Below are 15,059 nucleotides of genomic sequence, written 5' to 3'. Positions count from 1 at the left end.
CCGTGGACACACCCCCCATTTCACGGCCCCCACAGAAGCCCCCGAGGCGCCGCACCACGGCCGAAACGGGGGCTTCTGTACGCCCGGGTGAGCGGGGGCGGGGGGTCAGCGGTCGGAGATGCGCATCTCGAACCAGGTGGTCTTGCCGCGGGGTAAGAGATCCACGCCCCACCGGTCGGACAGCTTGTCGACGAGGAAGAGGCCCCGCCCGCTGACGTCCATCTCCCGGACCGGCATGAGGCACGGCAGCCCGCGCGAGGGATCGCGCACCTCGATCCGGATCCAGCCCCGGCGGCGCAGCATGCGCAGCCCGAAGACCCTGGCCCCGGTGTGCCGCACGGCGTTCCCGACGAGTTCGGACACGAGCAGGACGGCGTGTTCGGCGGTCTGCGCGGAGAGCGCCCAGTGGTGCAGCACCACACACGAGGTGAGCCGGCGGGCGGTGGCCGCGGACTCGGGGCGGGAGGGCAGCCGGACTTCACCCTCCGTCGGATTTCCGAACAACTCCAGCGCTTTGAACGCCTGTTCGTCTTCGACGGCCGGTAACCTCCGTGCCGCTGTCGCGCTGCTGCGCGGTCGCGGCTGCTCCACACCCTCCAGGCCCGCCATGCACACCATCATGGCCGCACGGCGGGCCTTCCGGGGCCGTTCCGGGTGAATCCCCGACCCGTAATCAGTGATTCCCCCAGGGCCGATTGGCATATGCCAGAGGCATGATGCGGCTTCTTGCACCCCTTCTGACCTGCACCGATACACCCCCCGGCCGGGTCCGGCGGGACGGCGGGGGCGGCGGCCCCCACGGTTCTCCCGGGGTTCCGCCAATCCGCCCGCACGGATGAACGCGCCGTCGCACGTTCTCAACTGACGTTCGGTCAGAGGAACTCGGCCTTGCCCGGACCCTCCTCCACAAAGCTGCGCATTCCGCGCTCGCGGTCCTCCGTGGCGAACAGACCGGCGAACCAGGTTCGCTCGATCGTGAGACCCGTGTCGATGTCCGTCTCCAGTCCGGCGTCCACCGCCTCCTTGGCGGCGCGCAGCGCGAGCGCCGGCCCCTTCGCCAGCCGGGCCGCCCAGGCGTGCGCCTGCTCGTACACCTCGTCGGCGGGCACGACACGGTCCACCAGGCCCATGGTCAGGGCCTCGTCGGCCTTGACGTGGCGGCCGGTGAAGATGAGGTCCTTGGCCTTGGCGGGACCCACCAGCCGGGCGAGCCGCTGGGTGCCGCCCGCGCCCGGGATCAGGCCGAGCAGGATCTCCGGCTGGCCCAGCTTGGCGTTGTCCCCCGCGATCCGGAAGTCCGCGCAGAGGGCCAGCTCGCAGCCGCCGCCGAGGGCGTAGCCGGTGACGGCCGCGACGACGGGCTTGGGGATGCGGGCGACGGCGGTGAAGGAGTCCTGGAGCGCCCGGGACCGTACGACCATCGCCGCGTGGTCCATCGCCTGCATCTCCTTGATGTCCGCGCCCGCCGCGAACACCTTCTCGCCGCCGTAGAGCACCACGGCCCGCACGTCGTCGCGCCCGGACGCCTCCACGGCCAGTTCGCGCAGCCGGTCCTGGGTCGCGACGTCCAGGGCGTTCATCGGCGGGCGGTCCAGCCGGATCGTGCCGACGCCGCCGCTTACTTCGAGGGTTACGGTCATGCCGTGCAGGTTAACCGCCGCTAACCCGCAGGGCATCGGCCGGGGCGCGGACGCGGACGGGCCCGGCACCGTGAATCTCGGTGCCGGGCCCGTCCGTGCCGTGGTACCGGGGAGCTACGCGGTCCACTCCGACCAGCTCATGTTCCAGCCGTTGAGGCCGTTGTCCGGGCTGATCGTCTTGTCGTGGGAGTTCTTGACGACCACGACGTCACCGATGAGCGAGCTCTTGAAGAACCAGGCCGCCGGCGTGCCCGAGTCCCCGCCGCCGCGCACGTCCTGGATGCCGACGCAGCCGTGGCTGGTGTTGGCGGAGCCGAAGATGCCCGAGCCGCCCCAGTAGTTGCCGTGGATGAAGGTGCCCGAGGTGGACAGGCGCATCGCGTGCGGCACGTCCTTGATGTCGTACTCGCCGCCGAAGCCGACGGTGTCACCGTTCATCCGGGTCACCTGGAGCTTCTCGCTGATGACCATCTGGCCGTTGTACGTGGTGGTGGCCGGGGCGCCCGCCGAGATCGGGATGTCCTTGATCTGCTTGCCGTCGCGGACGACCTTCATCCGGTGCGTGCTCGCGTCCACGGTGCTGACCTGGCTGCGGCCGATGGTGAAGGAGATGGTCTTCGCCTGCTTGCCGTAGACCCCGGGCCGGCCCTCGACGCCGTCGAGGTTGAGCTTGACCGTCACCTTGGTGCCGGCGGCCCAGTACTGCTCGGGGCGGAAGTCCAGGCGGTCGTTGCCGAACCAGTGGCCCTCGACCGGGATCTCGGGCTCGGCCGTCACCTTGATGGCCTTCTCCACGGCCTCCGGGTCGGTGATGCCCCGGGTGAAGTGGATGGAGACCGGCATGCCGACGCCGACCGTGGAGCCGTCCTCGGGGGTGTACTGGCCGATGAAGGTGTTCTGCGGGACGAGCGTGGTGAAGGTGGTGTCCTTCGCGGACTCACGGCCCTTGGTGTCCTTGGCCACCGCGTGCACCTTGTACTTGGTCGCCGAGGCCAGGTGCTGGTCGGGCACCCAGCTCGCGCCGTCCGCCGCGATCTTCCCCTCGACCTCGCCGCCCTTGGGGTCCGACACCTTGACGGTGGTCAGCTTCCCGTTCTCGGCGGAGACCTTCAGCGCCCCGCTGGTGGCGACGGAGTCGGCCCCGTCCTTGGGCGCCACGGTCACCACGGCCTGCGAGGCGCTGGTGTCCTGGTCCCTGACGCCGCCCGCCTTGCCGTCCTTGCCCGCGCCGCCGGTGTCTCCCCCGCCGCACGCCGTCACCATCAGCAGCAGCGCACCCACCACCAGGGCCGGCAGGCCGGTGGCCCCCCGCATCCGCCGCCTGCCGCGCGCCCCGGCCGATGTCCCCGATATCGGATGCCCGTTCAATGTGGTCGTCTCCCCTCACACGGCCCGGCCCCGCCTAGGCCCCGGGAACCCGTAGGTTCCCACCCCCGCGCGCTGCACATGCGCGCTCAGCAAAGAGATAATCACACCGACTGCGGGCAGATCGCCCCGGAATTGTCACCGTTCCGTTCCAAGTGGCCCCGGAGGCCACGGGTCCGGGGCGCACGCTCCTGACATCGCTCCCGGCGCCGCCCCGCCCCCGCTCCCGGCGCCGTTCTCAGTGCAGCGCCGAACCCGCCTTCCACTGGGCCCAGGTGAGGTTCCAGCCGCTGAGGCCGTTGTCAGGTGCGACCTTCTTGTCCTTGGAGTTGACGACCTCGACGACGTCCCCGATGAGTGTCCGGTCGAAGAACCAGCCGGCCGGGGATGAGCCGCTGCCGCCCTGGACGTCACGCAGCCCGATGCAGCCGTGGCTGACGTTGGTGGAGCCGAAGACGTCCTCGTCGGACCAGTAATTGCCGTGCAGGAAGGTGCCGGACTCGGTCAGCCGGATGGCGTGCGGCACGTCCTTGATGTCGTACTCGCCGCCGAAGCCGACGGTCCGCCCGTCCATCCGCGTCACGTCGTGCATCTCGCTCACCACCATCCTGCCGTTGTACGTGGTGGTCGTCGGGGAGCCCGCGGTGATCGGGACGGTGGAGACGAGCCGCCCGTCCTGGCGCACCTCCATCGTGTGCGCGGCCGCGTCGACGCGGGAGATCTGCTCCCGGCCCACCGTGAACCGCACCGTCTTGCGCTGGCTGCCGTACACCTCCGGCGCCCCCTCCACATCGCGCAGCCCGATGTCGACGGTGACCTCGGTGCCCGGCTCCCAGTAACCGGCCGGGCGGAAGTCCAGGCGGTCCTTGCCGAACCAGTGGCCCGCCACCGCCACCGCCGGATCGGCCGTGATCCGGATGGCCCGCTCCACCGCCGCGCGGCGGGTGACCGGGCGGTTGAACTCGAAGGAGACGATCATGCCGGTGCCCACCGTCGAGCGGTTCTCCGGTTTGAAGTACCCGATGAAACGGTCGGCCGGGACCACCGTGGTGAAGGTGGTGTGCCGGGCCGAGCGGTGGCCGCCGCCGTCCACGGCGACCGCGTCGACGCTGTACTTGGCGGCCAGCCCGAGCCGCCCCGCTCCCTCGTTCGGCGCCCAGGACCGGCCGTCCTTCGCGATGCCGCCCCGCACCTCCTCCTCCCGCGCGTCCTCGATCCGCCGCACCCGGACGCTCTCCAGCCGGCCGTCGGGGACCGTCACCTCCACCTGGCTGTCCGCCCGGACGTCCTCGGCCCGGTCGGCCGGGATGATCCGGATCGCCTCCTGCGGCGACCTCGGCTTGCCTCCGATGATCGAGCCCGTGCCCGAGCAGCCGGTCAGAACGGCCAGTAGGACCAGTACGGCGAGCAGTCCCGGCCTGACCGGCGCGGTGGCCGGGCTCGCCCCTGCCTTCTTCGCTACGTGAGTCACGTCCCCCCAACGACGGGGCGGGCCGGGGGAAACGTGAGGGCGGGGCCAGTCGTGGGCAGAACACAGGGGACGGCCCCACCCGGGGAGCCGCGGCCGGGACGCCGCGCCGCCCCTCCGGTGCCGGTCCCACGAGCCGCGGGAGGCGAGCAGGTGTCGAGCGCAGCCGAGCAGGAGGCAGTACCGGAACCGGACCCGGGGACGGCCGGGGCCCCGGCCGAACGGGTCGCCGCCACCGGGTCCGGGCACCGGCGTCCCGAGGTGTGGCCGGGCACGCCGATGCCGCTCGGCGCCCGCTTCCGGACCGGCCCCGACGGGGTCGCGGGCACCAACTTCGCGCTGTGGGCGGGCGGCGCGGAGGCGGTCGAGCTGTGCCTGTTCGACGAGGACGGCACGGAGCGGCGGCTCGCCCTGACCGAGCTGACCCACGAGATCCGGCACGGCTTCGTGCCCGGGGTGCGGCCCGGCCGGCGCTACGGCTACCGGGTGCACGGCCGCTGGGACCCGTGGACGGGCGCCCGGTGGAACGCGGCCAAGCTGCTGCTCGATCCGTACGCACGGGCCGTGGACGGGGAATTCACCCTTCCGGCCGAGGTGTACGGCCATGTGAGGGACTGGCCCGAGCAGCAGGTCGCCGACACCGTGCGCGACGAACGGGACTCCGCCCCGTACGTGCCCAAGGGGGTCGTCGTCCACGATGACGACGACTGGGCCGACGACCGCAGGCCGAAGACGCCGTGGGCGGACTCCGTCATCTACGAGCTGCACGTGCGGGGTTTCACCAAGCGCCACCCCGGCATCCCGGAGGAGCTGCGCGGCACCTACGCCGGGCTCGCCCACCCGGCGGCCATCGGCCATCTCAAGCGCCTCGGGGTGACGGCGGTGGAGCTGCTGCCGGTGCACCAGTTCGCCCACGAGGACCACCTGCTGCGGCGCGGGCTGCGCAACTACTGGGGCTACAACTCCATCGGCTACTTCGCCCCGCACGCCGGATACTCGGCGAGCGGTACGGCGGGCGGGCAGGTCGGTGAGTTCAAGCGGATGGTCCGCGCCCTGCACGACGCGGGCATCGAGGTGATCCTCGACGTCGTCTACAACCACACCGCCGAGGCGGGCGAGCTGGGCCCGACGCTCTCGCTGCGGGGCATCGACAACCGCGGCTACTACCGCCTCCGGGCCGACGCCCGCCGGTACGCGGACTACACCGGCTGCGGCAACACCCTGCACGTCGTCCAGCCGAACGTGCTGCGGCTGATCACCGACTCGCTGCGGTACTGGGTGACCGAGATGGGCGTCGACGGATTCCGCTTCGACCTCGCGGCGGCGCTCGCCCGCTCGATGCACGACGTCGACATGCTCTCCCCGTTCCTCGCGGTCATCGCCCAGGACCCGGTGCTGCGCCGGGTCAAGCTCATCGCCGAACCGTGGGACGTCGGCAACGGCGGCTACCAGGTGGGGGCCTTCCCGCCGCTGTGGACCGAGTGGAACGACCGCTACCGGGACGCCGTACGGGACTTCTGGCGCGGCGCGCTGCCCGACGTACGGGACCTCGGCTACCGGCTGACCGGCTCCAGCGACCTGTACGCCTGGGGCGGGCGCCGCCCCTACGCCTCCGTCAACTTCGTCACCGCGCACGACGGCTTCACCCTGCGCGACCTGGTGAGCTACCAGCACAAGCACAACGAGGCCAACGGCGAGGGCAACCGGGACGGCACGTCCGACAACCGGGCCTGGAACTGCGGGGCCGAGGGCGAGAGCGAGGACGACGGTGTCAACGCGCTGCGCCGCCGGCAACTGCGCAACCTGCTGACCACGCTGCTGCTGTCGACCGGGGTGCCGATGCTGGTGGCCGGTGACGAGATGGGCCGCACCCAGGGCGGCAACAACAACGCCTACTGCCAGGACAACGAGACCGGCTGGGTCGACTGGTCGCTGCTCGACCAGCCCCGGTGGCGTGAGCTGACCGCGCTGACCGCCCGGGTCCTCGCGCTGCGCCACCGCCATCCGGTGCTGCGCCGCCGGGCGTTCTTCTCCGGCCGGCCCCAGGCCCCGGACGGGCTGCGGGACCTGGCGTGGTTCACCCCGCAGGGCGCGGAGATGACGGAGAGCGACTGGTACGCCCCGGCCGCGACGGTGGGCCTCTACCTCTCCGGCCGCGACATCCCGGGCCGGGACGCGCGCGGCGAGCAGGTCACCGACGACAGCTTCCTGGCCGTCCTGCACGCGGGGCACGAACCGGTGGACCTCCTGCTGCCGGGACCGCCGTGGGCGCAGGCGTACGAACTGCTCCTGGACACCTCGCGGGAGGACCAGGCCGAGGCGCCGGGCACGGTCCACCGGGGCGGCGCGCGGCTGACGGTCCCGGAGCGGTCGGTCCTGCTGCTGCGGGTACGGGAGTGAGCGGCCGGACAGGCCCTAGGACCTGTCTTCAAACTGCCGTCTGCCGGGCGACGACGGCAGTTTGAAGACAGGCCCTAGCCCAGGATGCCGCGTTCGTACGCGAGGGCGACGGCCGCGGCCCGGTCCTTGGCGCCCAGTTTGGCGAACAGATGGGTGAGGTGGGTCTTCACGGTGGCCTCGCTGATGAACAGCTCGGCGGCGATCTCCCGGTTGGAGGTCCCCTTGGCGACGAGCGCCAGCACCTCGCGCTCGCGGGCGGACAGCGTCTCGTTGCCGGCGGGGGCCGGGGTGCGGACGGCGGAGACCAGGCGGGAGGCGACGGCCGGTGACAGGACCGTCCGGCCGTCGGCGGCGGCCCGCACGGCGGTGAACAGCTCCTCGCGCGGGGCGTCCTTGAGGAGATAGCCGGTCGCGCCCGCCTCGATCGCGGGCAGGGTGTCGGAGTCGGTGTCGTACGTGGTGAGGACCAGGACCTTGGAGCGGGCACCGCGCCGGGTCAGCTCGGTGATCGCGGCGACCCCGCCGCCGCCCGGCATCCGCAGGTCCATCAGCACGACGTCGGGGTCGAGCCGGGCGGCCATCTCGACGCCCTCGACCCCGTCGGCCGCCTCACCGAGCACCCGGAACTCCGGCGCGGACGCGAACATGCCGCGCAGCCCGTCCCGCACGACGGGGTGGTCGTCGACGACGATCAGCGTGATGACGCGCGCGGGTTCCCGGTCCATGGCGCACCACGGTACGGGACGGTCTCACTGGTCGGGGACCATCGGGACGCGGGCGCAGACCGCGGTGCCGAGGCCGGGCCCGGTCTCCACCTCGACGGTGCCGGCGATGCGTTCGGCGCGGGCCCGCATCCCGCCGAGGCCGAAGCCCCCGGCACCCCGGTACGGCGGCAGCGCGACCGGGTCGAAGCCGCGGCCGTCGTCGCGGACGTCGAGCGTGATCTCGTCGCCCATGTAGGAGAGCGTGACCCCGGCCCGGCTCGCCCCGGCGTGCCGGCCCGCGTTGGCGAGGGCCTCCTCGGCTATCCGGAGCAGGGTGGCGCCGACCTCGTCGTGCAGCGGCTCGACGGTTCCGGTGACGGTGAAGTCGGCGCGGACCCCGGTGCGGCGCGACCAGGTGGCGACCGTCTTCTTCAGCGCGCCGGGCAGGTCGTCGTGTTCCAGGGCGGCGGGCAGCAGGTTGTGCACCGAGCGGCGGGCCTCGCCCAGGCTCTCCCGGGCCAGGTCCGAGGCCCGCGCCAGGTGTTCGCGGGCGAGGCCGGGGGCGCTGTCGGCGGTGGAGGTGACGGCCTGGAGCTGGGCGATGATGCCGGTGAGGCCCTGGGCGATGGTGTCGTGGATCTCGGCGGCGAGCCGGCGCCGCTCGTCGGCCACCCCGGCCTCGCGGGCCTGGACGAGGAGTTGGGCGTGCAGTCCGGCGTTCTCCGCGAGGGCCTGTTCGAGGCGGGCGTTGGCGGACTCCAGGGCGGCGATGGCGTCGGTCTGCGAACGGGCCTGCTCGGCCTCCCGGTTGCCGATCTGGGCGAAGACCATGGCGAGCGTCGCGTGCACCGCCAGCACGACGCCGAAGACGACCCAGTTCATGAGGGTGGCGGGCGGCAGGGGGCTGCCGCTCTGCGCGCCCGCCATGATGACGGCGGTGGCCAGCAGCCCCGCCCTCATGCCTCGGTACGGGAGCACCCGGGCGGCGTCGAAGTAGCCGAGCACCGCGTAGATCGAGTAGAAGGGGTTGCACCAGGTGAGCCCGAGGGCCAGCAGGGTGCGGGCGACGAAGTAGCACTGGGCGGGCCTGCTCTCCGGGCGGATGCCGGCGCTGGTCCACCAGAGCTGGAGAACGAGCGCCGCCGGGAGCAGCACGAGGGCGCCGCGCTCGTCGGCGTGGGTCATGACGAGGTCGCGGGTCACGACCGCGATGACGGTGGCGAGGCCGAGCAGCCCGTACGGCCCGTACCGGAAGAACCGGCCCCACCACAGCTCGACCGCCGTCCCGGCGTCCTCGTGCGCGCTCATGGGAGGAGTCTCCCCCGCGCCTACTGCCACCGGAACGTACGGTTGGCCACCCAGGCCGCCACCGCCGTCCAGGCGGCGACCGCTCCGAGGTACGCCCAGCCGGGCCAGTCGCCCCGGGCCGCCTGGTCCAGTGCCTGGGAGGCCGCGCCGAAGGGGGTGACCTGGACGATGCGGCGGAGCGCGTCGGGCATGGCCTGGACGGGGACCCAGACGCCCGCGGTGAACATCATCGAGAAGTAGACGACCGAGCCGACGGTGGCGGCGATCTTCGTCGTACGGGAGAGGGCGCAGATCAGCGAGCCGAGGGCCAGGACGCAGGCGACGGCCAGCAGCAGGGCGAGCAGATAGCCGAGCGCCTGGCCGGGCAGCCGCACTCCGAAGGCGATCCGCCCGACGACGGTGACCAGCAGGGCGGAGACGAGGCACGCGGCGCCGTGCAGCGCGATCTGCGCGCCGAGGAGGGCGGAGGGCCGCACGGGGGTGGTGGACATGCGGCGCAGAATGCCGCGTTCGCGGTATCCGGTCAGTACGGGCGGCATGGCCTGGAGCCCGGACATGATCAGGGCGAGCAGCACCGCGACGGGGACGTAGAGGTCGATGACGCGGCGGCCGCCGAGCCCGTCGTCGTGTTCCCGGAACGACGGGACCAGGCCCAGGATCGTCAGGAGCACGGTCGGGAAGATCACGATCCAGAACAGGCTGCCCGGTTCGCGCAGGAAGAGCCGGGTCTCCGACTTGAGGACGGCGAGCGTCGCGCCGGACGCGGTGGCGGGGTGCGGGGCGGCGGGGGCGGGGTGCGCTGTGGCCATCTCAGGCTGTCCGTTCTGCGAGGCCGCGCCCGTCGGCGGGGCCGGGGTGTTCGGTGAGGTCGGGGTGTTCGGTGAGGCCGAGGAAGGCGTCGTCCAGGGTGGCCTCGGCGACGCGGAGCCGGTGGGCGGTGACGCGGAGCCGGGCCAGCAGCGAGATGACGGCGTTGACGGTCTCGTCGGTGCCGTTGATGACGACCTGGCCGTCCCGGTCCTCGTACGAGGCGACTTCGGGCAGCGCGGCGAGTTCGGCCTCGGGCAGCGGCGCGGACGGGGTGAAGGAGATGACGGTGGAGCCGTCGGCGCCGGCGACCAGCCCGGCGGGGGTGTCGAGGGCGACGACGCGGCCCTTGTCGATCACGGCGATGCGGTCGCAGAGGCGCTGGGCCTCCTCCATGAAGTGCGTGACGAGCACGACGGTGACACCGCCGTCGCGTACGTCCTCGATGAGCTGCCAGGTGTCGCGCCGGGCGCGGGGGTCGAGGCCGGTGGTCAGCTCGTCCAGGATGACGACGCGGGGCCGGCCGACGAGGGCGAGCGCGATGGACAGGCGCTGCTTCTGGCCGCCGGAGAGCCGGGCGAAGCGGGTGTCGAGCTTGGTGTCCAGGCCGAGCCGTTCGGCCAACGGCCGCCAGTCGGCGGGGCTGGGGTGGAAGGCGCTGTACAGGTCCAGGGCCTCGCGTACGGTGATCTTGGGCTGGAGTTCGCTCTCCTGGAGCTGGACGCCGAGCAGCCGGGTCACCCGGTCGCGTTCGGCGACGGGGTCGAGCCCGGCGACCCGGACGGTCCCGGCGTCCGGGACCCGCAGCCCCGCGACGCACTCGACGGTGGTGGTCTTGCCCGCGCCGTTGGGACCGAGAATCCCGAAGATCTCCCCCTCGTCGACGGTGAAGCTCACTGAGTCGACCACGGGGCGGCCGGCGTAGGCCTTGCGCACCCCGTTCGCTTCGATGACTGCCATGGCACCGAGCATCCGCGTCCGTGGCCCGCGGCGGCATCCGCCATCGCGCTCGGACCCGCATCGTCCGATCGGTTGACGCGGCTCTACGACCCCGCCCGCCGTACGCCGCGTGCGGGGCGTCGGACGGCGGGATAAAAACACAGGAACGATTCCCCGGACGGACCGTAGGCTCACTCTGATGCACCAGGAACATGTAGAGCCCAAGGACCGGTCCGCCGTACGTTCTCTTCTGCGGTTGTGGCCATATGTGAAGCCGGTACGGACCCGGCTGTTCAGCGCGGCGCTGGTGGCGGTCGTCGCCTCCTGTCTGGGGCTGGTGATCCCGCTGATCCTGAAGTGGATCGTGGACGGCCCGGTCGCCGACGGGGACCCGGGCGGGGTCTGGCTCGGCGCGCTGTTCCTGCTGCTCCTGGGCATCGCGGAGGCGGTGCTGTTCGGGGTGCGGCGATGGCTGGTGGCGCGTCCGCTGGCCGGTTTCGAGGCGTCGATGCGGGCCGACCTCTACCGGCACCTCCAGCGCCTGCCCGTCTCCTTCCACGACCGCTGGCCCTCGGGGCAGCTGCTGTCGCGCGGGACGACGGACCTGATGCTGCTGCGCATGTTCCTGGTCTTCCCGCTGACCTTCCTGCTGGTCAACGGCACCACGATCCTGGTCGGCTTCGTGATCCTGCTGTTCCAGGAGTGGACGCTGGGCCTGGTGCTGCTCGCGCCCGTCGTCCCGCTCGTGATCATCTGCTCGGCCTTCGAGACGAAGTACGCGAAGGTGGCGCGCGCGGCGCAGGACCAGGTCGGCGATCTGACGACCGTGGTCGAGGAGAGCGTGCTGGGCATCCGCATCATCAAGGGCTTCGGCCGGCACCGCAGCCAGGCGCAGGCCTTCCGCGTCCTCGCGCAGCGGCTGCGCACCACGGAGCTGGGCAAGGCCCGGCTGCTCGCGGGGATCTGGGCCGTCATCACGACGCTGCCGGAACTCGCCATCGGGGCGGCGCTGGTCTTCGGCACGATCGAGGTCGCGGACGGGGGCCTGTCGGCGGGCACCCTGGTCGCGTTCCTCTCCACGGCGCTCGCGCTGCGCTGGCCGGTCGAGTCGATCGGCTTCCTGCTGGCGATGAGCCAGGAGTCGGCGACGGCGACCGAGCGGTTCTTCGAGGTGATGGACGTCGCCGAGGAGGAGGACGCCGCGGCGGCGGCCGGGGACGGCACCAAAGCGGCCCCGGAGGCGGGCGGCATGCGCTTCGAGGGCGTCGAGTTCCGCTACCCCGACGCGGAGGAGGGCTCGGCGCCCGTCCTCGCCCGGATCGATCTGCACATCCGGCCCGGCGAGACGATGGCCCTGGTCGGGGCGACGGGCTCCGGCAAGACGACACTGACCTCCCTGGTGCCCCGGCTGCACGAGGCCACGGCGGGGCGGATCACCCTGGACGGCGAGGACATCACCGCCATGCCGCGCGCCCGGCTGCGGGAGCTGGTGTCGGTGGCGTTCGAGGAGCCGACGCTCTTCTCGGCGAGCGTCGGGGAGAACGTGCTGATGGGCGCGGCAGGGGCGGGCGACGAGGAGTTGCGGCGGGCGCTGTCGGTCGCCCAGGCCGACTTCGTCCACGAGCTACCGCTCGGCGTCGGGACCGAGGTCGGCGAGCAGGGCCTGAGCCTGTCCGGCGGCCAGCGCCAGCGCCTCGCCCTGGCCAGGGCCGTGGTGGGCCGGCCGCGCTTCCTGGTGCTGGACGACCCGCTCTCGGCGCTCGACGTGCACACGGAGGCGCGGGTGGAGGCGGCGCTGCGGCGCGTCCTGGAGGAGACCACGGCGGTGGTCGTCGCGCACCGGCCGTCCACTGTGATGCTCGCGGACCGGGTGGCGCTGCTGTCCGAGGGCCGGATCAGCATGGTCGGCACCCATCAGGAGCTGCTGCGCACCAGCGCCGAGTACGCCTGGCTGATGTCCGGCACGGGCACCGGAGCCGAGGACGTTCCGGCCGGCGAGCACGCTCCGGCCGGCGAGGACATCCCGGCCGGCGAGAAGGTTCCGGTCGGCGAGGACATCCCGGCCGGCGAGCACGTTCCGGTCGGCGAGGACGGAAGCACCGGGCCCGGCGCCGAGGCGCCCGGTACGCGGACAGGCGACGGTCCGCCCGGTACACGGACGGCCGAAGACGATTCCCTGGGCGCGATGGCCCCTGCCGAGGAGGGCAGCACCCGATGACGAGCACCACGACCGGACGGCCGGCGGAGCCGGGCGGCGGCGACGAGGACGAGCGCCTCGCGCCGTCGGCGGACGGGCCGCCCGCGAAGGGGGACGGCGACCCCTTCGACCGCGACGACCTGCCCGCCCCGCGCGGCGCCACCTGGCAGCTGCTCCGCTCGCTGCTGCGCCCGATGCGGGGCCGGGTCGCCGCTTCCGCCCTGTTCCTGCTGGTGCAGCAGGCCGCGGTGCAGGCGGGCCCGCTGCTGGTGGCCTACGCGATCGACAGCGGGGTGCCCGCGTTCCGCGACAACGACTACGGGCCGCTGATCGCCGTGGCGGTGGGCTACGCGCTGTGCGCGGCCGGCGCGGGGGCCCTCCAGTACGCGTTCATCCGGATGTCCGCGCTGGTCAACCAGGACGTGCTGCTCGACCTGCGCGGCCGGATCTTCCGGCATGCGCAGGCGCTGAGCGTGGACTTCCACGAGCGGTACACCTCGGGGCGGCTGATCTCGCGTTCCACCACGGACCTGGAGTCGCTGCGGGAGCTGCTGGACGAGGGGCTCCAGGAACTGATCCACGTCCTGTTGTCGTTCATCTCCATCGCCGTGCTGCTGCTCTGGCTAGACCTCGCCACGGGCGCGGCGGCCGTGGCGTCGTTCGTGCCGCTGTACCTGCTGGTGCGGCTCTACCGGCGCCGCTCCTCGGTGATCTTCGCGGCCCGTTCGACGGCCATCGCCGCGGTCATCGTGAAGTTCGCGGAGACGATGAACGGCATCCGGCCCGTCCAGGCCTTCCGCCGCGAGCCCGTCAACGACGCGGCCTTCCGGGAGCTGAACGTGCGTCACCAGGGCACCAACGGCGACGCGATGCTGGAGAACGCCCGCTATGTCGTCGGCTCGCGGCTGGTCGCCAACACGGCGGTGGCCGGAATCGTACTGTGGGGCGCCTACCGCGTCGCCTCCGGCGGGCTCGCGCTCGGCGTGCTGGCCGCGATGGTGCTCTATCTGCGGCGGCTCTACGACCCGATCGACCGCCTGAGCATGTTCCTCAACTCCTTCGAGTCGGCCGCCGCCTCGCTGGAGAAGGTCGCCGGCCTGCTGGCCCAGCGGCCCACGGTCCCGGAGGCCCTGGAGCCGCGCGAGCTGCCGGCCAGGGAGGGCGGCCGGCCGGGCCGCGAGGTGGTCTTCGACTCGGTGAGCTTCGCGTACCGCACGGGTGGTGAGGTGCTGCCCGCCTTCGACCTGGCCGTCCCGGCCGGGCAGACCGTGGCGGTGGTGGGTTCCACGGGCGCGGGCAAGTCGACGCTCGCCAAGCTGCTGGCCCGCTTCTACGACCCGACCGAGGGCCGGGTCCTGCTGGACGGCACCGACCTGCGGGACCTCGCCATGCCCGAACTGCGGCGCGGGGTGGTGATGGTGACGCAGGAGGCGTTCCTGTTCTCCGGGACGGTCGCCGAGAACATCGCGATCGGCCGGCCGGAGGCGAGCCGCGAGGAGATCGAGCAGGCGGCGAAGGCGATCGGCGCCCACGGCTTCATCACCGGTCTGCCCGACGGCTACGACACCGACGTACGCAAGCGGGGCGGTCGGATCTCCGCAGGTCAGCGCCAGTTGGTGGCGTTCGCCCGCGCCCTGCTCGCGGACCCGGCTGTGCTGATCCTCGACGAGGCGACCAGCTCGCTCGACATCCCCGGCGAGCGGGCGGTGCAGCAGGCGATGGACACCGTGCTGCACGGCCGCACCGCGATGGTGATCGCGCACCGGCTGTCGACCGTGGAGGTCGCGGACCGGGTGCTGGTGATGGAGCACGGGCGGATCGTGGAGGACGGATCGCCCGCCGAACTCATCGCCGGCACGGGCCGGTTCGCCGGCCTGCACCGCGCCTGGCGGGAGAGCCTGGCCTGACGTTCCCGGCGCCGGTGCCCGGCCGTCCTCCTTCGCCGTACGAGGGAGGACGGCCGGGAACGCGCCACACTTGCCGGCCGTCTCGCCAGGTGGGAACTTTCCGGTTCTTCACAATCCCGTAGCACATGGTCAAGTCCGTCACGATCTCGACGCGCCCCTGCACGTTGGGGCCACGAAGGCCCCCGAGCCCTCCCCCGGGGGCCTGCCGTGAACACCGGCGAAACGTCCGCTTAACGAACATGCCCCTTCCGGTAACGGACGAGTTCCGGCCAACTTCTTGACGAGGCCCTGACAGGACCGGCCATCGGCTGACACGCTTCACCC

At 72.5% G+C, this 15,059-nt stretch carries 11 protein-coding genes; 3 read left to right on the top strand and 8 right to left on the bottom strand.

Features of this window, described 5'->3' with window-relative positions; all coding sequences use genetic code 11:
- Nucleotides 1-105: 105 nt before the first annotated feature.
- From P8A18_RS24465 to P8A18_RS24450, 4 genes are all read right to left on the bottom strand, one after another.
- Complete coding sequence (locus P8A18_RS24465) at nucleotides 106-621, bottom strand: ATP-binding protein (RefSeq protein ID WP_018550125.1); 516 nt, start codon at nucleotides 619-621, stop codon at nucleotides 106-108.
- Between the two features lie 251 nt (nucleotides 622-872).
- Nucleotides 873-1,640: an enoyl-CoA hydratase/isomerase family protein gene (locus tag P8A18_RS24460; RefSeq protein ID WP_306057650.1), complete on the bottom strand. Its 768-nt coding sequence runs from the start codon at nucleotides 1,638-1,640 to the stop codon at nucleotides 873-875.
- A gap of 114 nt (nucleotides 1,641-1,754) precedes the next feature.
- A complete protein-coding gene (locus tag P8A18_RS24455; RefSeq protein ID WP_306057648.1) occupies nucleotides 1,755-2,954 on the bottom strand; it encodes a L,D-transpeptidase in 1,200 nt (399 codons plus the stop codon).
- Nucleotides 2,955-3,243: 289 nt separating this feature from the next.
- Nucleotides 3,244-4,476, bottom strand: coding sequence for a L,D-transpeptidase (locus tag P8A18_RS24450; RefSeq protein WP_306057646.1), 1,233 nt, complete (start codon nucleotides 4,474-4,476; stop codon nucleotides 3,244-3,246).
- Between the two features lie 150 nt (nucleotides 4,477-4,626).
- Between P8A18_RS24450 and glgX the strand changes: the two genes are divergently transcribed.
- Complete coding sequence (gene glgX / locus P8A18_RS24445) at nucleotides 4,627-6,873, top strand: glycogen debranching protein GlgX (RefSeq protein ID WP_306057644.1); 2,247 nt, start codon at nucleotides 4,627-4,629, stop codon at nucleotides 6,871-6,873.
- Between the two features lie 74 nt (nucleotides 6,874-6,947).
- Here glgX and P8A18_RS24440 read toward each other — a convergent pair whose 3' ends face one another.
- Genes P8A18_RS24440 through P8A18_RS24425 form a run of 4 tightly spaced genes read right to left on the bottom strand, consistent with a single transcriptional unit; the run spans nucleotide 6,948 to nucleotide 10,652 of the window.
- On the bottom strand, nucleotides 6,948-7,598 hold the full coding sequence (locus P8A18_RS24440) for a response regulator (protein WP_306057641.1): 651 nt from the start codon (nucleotides 7,596-7,598) through the stop codon (nucleotides 6,948-6,950).
- Between the two features lie 24 nt (nucleotides 7,599-7,622).
- Nucleotides 7,623-8,885, bottom strand: coding sequence for a sensor histidine kinase (locus tag P8A18_RS24435; RefSeq protein ID WP_306057639.1), 1,263 nt, complete (start codon nucleotides 8,883-8,885; stop codon nucleotides 7,623-7,625).
- Between the two features lie 20 nt (nucleotides 8,886-8,905).
- On the bottom strand, nucleotides 8,906-9,694 hold the full coding sequence (locus P8A18_RS24430; protein ID WP_306057637.1) for an ABC transporter permease: 789 nt from the start codon (nucleotides 9,692-9,694) through the stop codon (nucleotides 8,906-8,908).
- Between the two features lies 1 nt (nucleotide 9,695).
- Nucleotides 9,696-10,652 (bottom strand): ABC transporter ATP-binding protein, encoded by a 957-nt coding sequence (locus P8A18_RS24425; RefSeq protein WP_306057635.1) that lies wholly within the window; start codon nucleotides 10,650-10,652, stop codon nucleotides 9,696-9,698.
- A gap of 178 nt (nucleotides 10,653-10,830) precedes the next feature.
- Here P8A18_RS24425 and P8A18_RS24420 point away from each other — a divergent pair, with 178 nt between their 5' ends.
- Together P8A18_RS24420 and P8A18_RS24415 are read left to right on the top strand one after the other, a co-directional pair.
- Complete coding sequence (locus P8A18_RS24420; RefSeq protein WP_306057633.1) at nucleotides 10,831-12,849, top strand: ABC transporter ATP-binding protein; 2,019 nt, start codon at nucleotides 10,831-10,833, stop codon at nucleotides 12,847-12,849.
- Complete coding sequence (locus tag P8A18_RS24415) at nucleotides 12,846-14,735, top strand: ABC transporter ATP-binding protein (protein ID WP_306057631.1); 1,890 nt, start codon at nucleotides 12,846-12,848, stop codon at nucleotides 14,733-14,735. Before P8A18_RS24420 ends, P8A18_RS24415 begins: the two co-directional genes overlap by 4 nt.
- Nucleotides 14,736-15,059: the final 324 nt, after the last annotated feature.

It is taken from the genome of Streptomyces sp. Mut1 (assembly GCF_030719295.1).
GTDB lineage: Bacteria > Actinomycetota > Actinomycetes > Streptomycetales > Streptomycetaceae > Streptomyces > Streptomyces castrisilvae.
The sequence above is the reverse complement of the archived record's forward strand: the minus strand, read 5'-3'. Positions and strand labels throughout refer to the sequence as shown.